Consider the following 5537-nt stretch of genomic DNA (forward strand, 5'->3'; position numbering starts at 1 on the left):
ACATTTAGATGATGCGTGAGTTCTGAACCTAGTTATGCTGTGTTTTTAGCCTATATTTAGCCTAAAAATAAATGTGTTATCAGCGAACAATGCTTATCGCTGACACTGTTTACTGCAAACATTAGGCTGTTGAAAAGAATTAAACCACAAAAAGGATTACTCCGGCCCTTATCACGGTTATGACGGCTTCGCCATCTTCGCACGCGATATGGACTTGGCACTCAACAGCCCAACCTGGGGATTAATTGGCGCTCCTTGGAATGAAAAAGCTCAGGCTAAGAAGGCTGAAGCTAAGGCTAAGGCTGCCGTTTAGGGAAATGGGAGAGTGAGATAAGTAAGGATAACCTGGGGCTAAAACCCCAGGGGGGAGTTGGGAATCCAAAATTCAAAACTGAAAGATTAAAATTTCTTTTGATTTTTGCATTTTGAATTTTGAATCATATTCCCATCTCCCACCCCCGCCTCAAATCCTTATTCCTCAATCAGTAAAAGAATTCAGTAAGCTTGGAGATCCAGAAATGCCTCAGAATCCAGAAAAAATTCAAGATCACGTCGAGTTATTCCACCAACCTGAGTACCAACAGCTATTTGAAAACAAAAAGCAGTTTGAAAACGGTCACGAAGCCGAAGAAGTACAACGGGTTGCAGAGTGGACAAAAGGTTGGGATTATCGTGAAAAGAACTTCGCTCGTGAAGCTTTAACCGTTAACCCTGCTAAAGGCTGCCAACCACTAGGAGCAATCTTTGCTGCTGTTGGTTTTGAAGGTACTCTACCTTTTGTTCAAGGTTCTCAAGGTTGCGTTGCTTACTTCCGCACCCACTTAACCCGTCACTACAAAGAACCATTCTCTGGTGTATCTTCTTCAATGACTGAAGATGCAGCCGTGTTTGGTGGTCTGCAAAACATGATTGACGGCTTGGCGAACTCTTACCAACTCTACAAGCCCAAGATGATCGCTGTCTGCACCACCTGTATGGCAGAAGTAATTGGTGATGACTTGCAGTCTTTCATCAACAACGCCAAGGAAGCTGGTTCAGTTCCTCAAGATTTCCCAGTACCCTACGCTCACACCCCTAGCTTTGTCGGTTCCCACATCACTGGTTACGACAACATGATGAAGGGAATTCTTTCTAACCTGACAGCAGGTCATAAGAAAGAAACCAGCAATGGTAAGATCAACTTCATCCCAGGTTTTGACACCTACGTAGGTAACAACCGCGAAATCAAGCGGATTGCTTCCTTGTTTGGTTTTGACTACACAATTCTAGCCGACAACAGCGACTACTTGGATTCACCCAACACAGGTGAGTTCGATATGTACCCAGGTGGTACAAAGCTAGAAGATGCAGAAGATTCAATTAATGCTAAAGCTACAATCGCTCTGCAAGCACACTCTACCCTCAAAACCCGCGAGTATATTGAAAAAGAGTGGAAGCAACCAACCTCAGTTTCCCGTCCTTGGGGCATTAAGGGTACTGATGAGTTCTTGATGAAACTCAGCGAATTGAGTGGTATCCCCATTCCTCAAGAATTGGAAATCGAACGCGGTCGTGCAGTTGATGCCATGACTGACTCTCACTCATGGATTCACGGCAAGCGCTTCGCTATCTACGGCGAACCAGATTTAGTATACAGCGTTGTTGGCTTTATGCTAGAAATGGGTGCTGAACCTGTGCATATCTTGGTTCATAACAGCAACGAAGTATTTGAAGCAGAAATGAAAGAACTGCTTGCTTCTAGCCCCTTCGGTAAGAATGCAACTGTTTGGCCTGGTAAGGACTTGTGGCACATGCGTTCATTGTTGTTCACCGAACCAGTAGACTTCCTGGTTGGTAATACCTACGGTAAGTACCTGTGGCGCGACACCAAGATTCCCCTCGTGAGAATCGGCTACCCCATCATGGATCGCCACCACTTACACCGCTACGCCACCATTGGTTATCAAGGTATAATCAACCTCCTCAACTGGACTGTAAACACCCTGTTTGAAGAAATCGATCGCAACACCAACATTCCTTCTAAGACAGATATTTCCTACGACTTAATTCGTTAGAAATTGCGTAGAAACACAACGTGTTAATTAAAGGGTGAAGAAGGGGAGTCGGGAGTAGGGAGTAGGCTTGCCGTGAGCGTAGCCGAACGGGAGTAGGGAAATATCCAAACCCAATGCCCGATACCCAATCCCCAATCCCCAACTCCCCTTTTTCTTGATAGCATTTACCCAAGGGATTTATCAATGGAAACCATCAATCACACTCACGAACATACTCACACTCATCCTCATCCTAATTACCATCCACCTAACCAGAAAAAACCAGGATGGTTCCACAATCTTTTTAATCCGTTGCGCCGTGTGGTGGATGAAATTCAGGTTAAAAACAATCGCTTCGCTCATCTAATTTGCCAAACAATTCCTTGTTGTTGTCCCTTTGAGCGACAAATTAAATTATTTGGGAAGACTATTGATATTCCACCACTATGTAAACTCAATCCTTTATATGACGAATTTGTAGGATTGCGTTTCCGCGCTTTATCCTACCTCGCTGATGTATGCGGAGAGGATGTCACAAGATACATTTGCTAATTATTGGGCATGGGGTATTGGTCATTAGTCATTAGTTGTTAGTTATTCAAAGGACAAATGACAAATGACAAAGGACAATTAACAATTAAGAGAAGAGAGATGAAAAGCACCCAAGGCAAAATCAACGAGCTGCTGACTGAGACAGGATGCGAACATAATCAGCACAAACAAGCGGAAAAGAAAAACAAATCATGCGCTCAACAGGCACAACCTGGCGCGGCTCAAGGGGGCTGTGCCTTTGATGGTGCAATGATTGCTTTAGTGCCGATCGCAGATGCAGCGCATCTAGTCCACGGGCCGATCGCCTGTGCTGGTAATTCCTGGGGCAGTCGTGGTAGTCTGTCGTCTGGCCCTCAACTCTACAAAATGGGCTTTACCACAGACTTGGGTGAAAATGATGTCATCTTCGGTGGCGAAAAGAAACTCTACAAAGCGATTCTGGAACTTCACGAGCGCTACCAACCAGCAGCAGTATTCGTCTATGCCACTTGCGTTACAGCCTTAATCGGTGATGATATGGATGCTGTTTGCAAAGCTGCGGCTGAAAAAATTGGTATTCCTGTTGTTCCTGTCATTGCCCCAGGATTCATTGGCAGTAAAAATCTGGGCAACCGTTTTGGTGGCGAAGCTTTATTAGAATATGTTGTCGGAACAGCAGAACCGGAACATACAACGCCCTATGATATTAACTTAATCGGTGAATACAACATCGCCGGTGAAATGTGGGGAGTAACACCACTGCTAGAAAAATTAGGCATCCGTATTTTGTCTAAAATTACGGGCGATGCTCGCTACAATGAAATTCGCTACGCCCACCGCGCCAAGCTCAACGTCATGATCTGCTCACGAGCGCTGCTGAATATGGCGAGAAAGATGGAGGAGCGTTACAACATCCCTTACATTGAAGAGTCTTTCTACGGCATTGATGATATGAATCGCTGTCTGCGAAACATCGCCGCTAAATTAGGCGACGCTGATTTACAAGAGCGGACAGAAAAGCTAATTGCAGAAGAAACTGCTGCTTTAGATTTGGCATTGGCTCCTTATCGCGCTCGACTCAAAGGTAAGCGGGTTGTGTTGTATACAGGTGGTGTCAAGAGTTGGTCGATTATTTCGGCTGCTAGAGACTTAGGCATTGAAGTTGTTGCTACCAGTACTCGTAAAAGTACTGAAGAAGATAAAGCCAAAATCAAGAAGTTGATTGGCAACGATGGCATCATGCTGGAGAAAGGCAACGCTCAAGAATTGTTACAACTGGTTAAAGACACTCGCGCAGATATGCTGATTGCTGGTGGACGTAACCAATACACAGCTTTGAAAGCTCGAATTCCTTTCCTTGATATCAACCAAGAACGCCACCATCCTTATGCAGGTTATGTGGGAATGATTGAGATGGCGCGGGAACTGTACGAAGCTCTGTATAGCCCGATTTGGGAACAAATACGCAAACCCGCTCCTTGGGAAGAAGAGGAGGAAGTTTAATGGCGATCGTTACCGCTTCTAACAAAGCACTGACAGTTAATCCCCTCAAGCAAAGTCAAGCTTTGGGCGCAACCTTAGCCTTTTTGGGATTGAAAGGGACGATGCCCTTATTCCACGGTTCTCAAGGTTGTACTGCTTTCGCCAAAGTTGTCCTAGTGCGGCATTTCCGGGAAGCAATTCCCCTTGCTACGACAGCGATGACGGAAGTCACTACTATTTTGGGTGGCGAAGAGAATGTGGAGCAAGCAATTCTAACTCTGGTGGAAAAGGCTAACCCAGAAATTATTGGTTTATGTACCACTGGGTTAACGGAAACTAGAGGAGATGACATTGAAGGTTTTCTTAAGGAAATCCGCGATCGCCATCCCGAATTGAATGATTTAGCGATCGTTTTTGCACCTACCCCAGATTTTAAAGGTGCGTTGCAAGATGGCTTTGCTGTCGCTGTAGAAAGCATAGTTAAGGAAATTCCTCGCGCAGGTGGACTCAGAACTGAACAAGTCACCGTTTTGGCGGGTTCTGCTTTCACACCTGGGGATGTACAGGAAATCAAAGAGATAATCACGTCCTTTGGATTAGTGCCAATCTTTGTACCTGACCTTGGCGCTTCTCTAGATGGACATTTAGAGGATAGTTATAGTGCGGTTACTGTTAGTGGAACTACCTTAAAACAGCTACGAGAAGTAGGTAGTTCTGCTTTTACCCTGGCATTGGGTGAAAGTATGCGGGGGGCTGCAAAGATTCTCGAAGAACGGTTTGGCACACCTTATGAGGTGTTTGGCGAACTGACGGGATTAGAACCAGTAGATGAATTTATCCAAGCATTGGCGATTCTGAGCGGTAACAGCGTACCCGAAAAATACCGCCGCCAACGTCGTCAATTGCAAGATGCGATGTTGGACACTCACTTTTACTTCGGTGCAAAACGAGTTTCCCTCGCACTAGAACCAGATTTGTTGTGGTCAACCGTGCATTTCCTGCAATCAATGGGAGCGCAAATTCATGCTGTGGTGACAACCACGCGATCGCACCTCTTAGAAAAACTCCCGGTTAAAAGCATTACCATCGGCGACTTAGAAGACTTTGAGAGTCTAGCAGGCGGTTCTGATTTGCTGATTGGTAACTCGAATGTGGGTGCGATCGCTAAACGGCTTTCGATTCCTCTTTATCGTCTAGGATTGCCCATTTATGACCGTTTAGGTAATGGTCAATTTACTAAAGTTGGCTATCGAGGCACGATGGAGCTTTTATTTGGCATCGGCAACCTATTTTTAGAGGCAGAAGAAGCGAGAGTTAAGCAGTTCCAAGAGTTCGGAACTGTGAGCGCTGAGTTTTGAATTCACACTTGAAATTCAAAACAGTTCAGTTAAGAATTGATCCTCCCTAACCTTCCTTAAAAAGGAGGGAATAGAGCAAATCTTAAATTAGCCCCCCTTTTTTAAACGTGTGTACACAAGTCGAATTACCCCC

The 5537-nt window shown here is 45.1% G+C and carries 4 protein-coding genes and 1 pseudogene; all 5 read left to right on the forward strand.

Features of this window, described 5'->3' with window-relative positions; translation table 11 throughout:
• Positions 1-145 precede the first annotated feature (145 nt).
• Positions 146-313, forward strand: a pseudogene (locus tag IQ229_RS24840) (nitrogenase molybdenum-iron protein alpha chain); the annotation flags it as partial.
• A 205-nt stretch (positions 314-518) separates the two neighbouring features.
• Positions 519-2054, forward strand: a complete 1536-nt coding sequence (gene nifK / locus IQ229_RS11000; RefSeq protein WP_194043633.1) for a nitrogenase molybdenum-iron protein subunit beta — start codon at positions 519-521, stop codon at positions 2052-2054.
• A 183-nt stretch (positions 2055-2237) separates the two neighbouring features.
• Positions 2238-2585, forward strand: coding sequence for a Mo-dependent nitrogenase C-terminal domain-containing protein (locus tag IQ229_RS11005; RefSeq protein ID WP_194043635.1), 348 nt, complete (start codon positions 2238-2240; stop codon positions 2583-2585).
• A gap of 99 nt (positions 2586-2684) precedes the next feature.
• Complete coding sequence (gene nifE, locus IQ229_RS11010) at positions 2685-4067, forward strand: nitrogenase iron-molybdenum cofactor biosynthesis protein NifE (RefSeq protein ID WP_194043637.1); 1383 nt, start codon at positions 2685-2687, stop codon at positions 4065-4067.
• The gene (gene nifN, locus IQ229_RS11015) at positions 4067-5404 is read left to right on the forward strand and encodes a nitrogenase iron-molybdenum cofactor biosynthesis protein NifN (RefSeq protein ID WP_194043639.1); all 1338 of its coding nucleotides are present in this window, start codon (positions 4067-4069) and stop codon (positions 5402-5404) included. Before nifE ends, nifN begins: the two co-directional genes overlap by 1 nt.
• Positions 5405-5537: the final 133 nt, after the last annotated feature.

The organism is Nostoc cf. edaphicum LEGE 07299 (assembly GCF_015207245.1).
Classification (GTDB): domain Bacteria; phylum Cyanobacteriota; class Cyanobacteriia; order Cyanobacteriales; family Nostocaceae; genus Nostoc; species Nostoc edaphicum_B.

Excerpts from the sequence above, each read along its gene's own strand:
- nifK (WP_194043633.1), top strand. The coding sequence starts at position 519 with ATGCCTCAGAATCCAGAAAAAATTCAAGATCACGTCGAGTTATTCCAC.
- IQ229_RS11005 (WP_194043635.1), top strand. The coding sequence starts at position 2,238 with ATGGAAACCATCAATCACACTCACGAACATACTCACACTCATCCTCAT.
- nifE (WP_194043637.1), top strand. The coding sequence starts at position 2,685 with ATGAAAAGCACCCAAGGCAAAATCAACGAGCTGCTGACTGAGACAGGA.
- nifN (WP_194043639.1), top strand. The coding sequence starts at position 4,067 with ATGGCGATCGTTACCGCTTCTAACAAAGCACTGACAGTTAATCCCCTC.